General features: G+C 64.5%; 1 protein-coding gene. It reads left to right on the forward strand.

Features of this window, described 5'->3' with window-relative positions:
* Positions 1–587 (forward strand): IS110 family transposase (locus CO676_RS34325; RefSeq protein ID WP_144340267.1); only part of this gene is annotated, 587 nt, incomplete at its 5' end.
* Positions 588–826 lie beyond the last annotated feature (239 nt).

An 826-nucleotide genomic window follows, 5' to 3' on the forward strand; every position in this document is an offset into this window, starting at 1 on the left:
AGATCCGTGGTCTCGCCGTGGTGTTCGGTGTCCGCCTGCCGCGGGCGCTTAGCCCGGCCTTCATCGCTCAGGCGCTGCGGGCCAGCAAGGGGATCAATGGCCTGTCCGCAGCGATGGAGGGGCTCATCGCAGCCCGAACCGCCGTGCTGTCGGCCGTCGCGGCGATCGACGCAGACATCAAGAAGATGGCCAGGGTCTCAGGCGCATGCCGCCGGCTGATGACTATTCCCGGCGTTGGCCAGCTCACTGCGCTCGCCTTCACGGCCGCCGTCGATGATCCTGAGCGCTTCCGCCGGTCTCGCGACATTGGCGCCTATCTCGGCCTGGTGCCGCGTCGTTATCAATCGGGCGAGGTCGATTATATTGGTAGCATCTCCAAATGCGGCGACCGGCGGATGCGAACCCTGCTTTACGAGGCGGCAAACGTCATGCTGACGCGCTACAAGGGCCCGCTGAAACTGAAGGATTGGGCGCTGGCGCTCGCCAGGCGGTCGACGATGCGAAAGGCACGGATTGCGCTCGCCCGGCGGCTGGCCATCATCATGCATGCGATGCTGCGGCACGGCACCGAGTTCAAGGCCGCGTAGCCGCCGATCGCCCAGACAGGAGACCGAAACGAGCTCCCGAGCGGAGCGACGCCCAGGGAGGGAATGGATGACGGCGCCGATTGTGTAGCATGCGGTCAACCAGATCGGCCGACTGCGCTTTCAACCAAGCCGCTCCATACCCAGCTTACCCCATCAAGTGCCATCCGAGCACGTAGAGAACCCAGGCACCCGAAAGCGTCGACAATGCTCATAACCGAGCCGCCGTCCTTGACCCATTA

Origin of the sequence: Sinorhizobium sp. BJ1 (genome assembly GCF_002531555.1) — a bacterium.
Taxonomy (GTDB): domain Bacteria; phylum Pseudomonadota; class Alphaproteobacteria; order Rhizobiales; family Rhizobiaceae; genus Sinorhizobium; species Sinorhizobium fredii_B.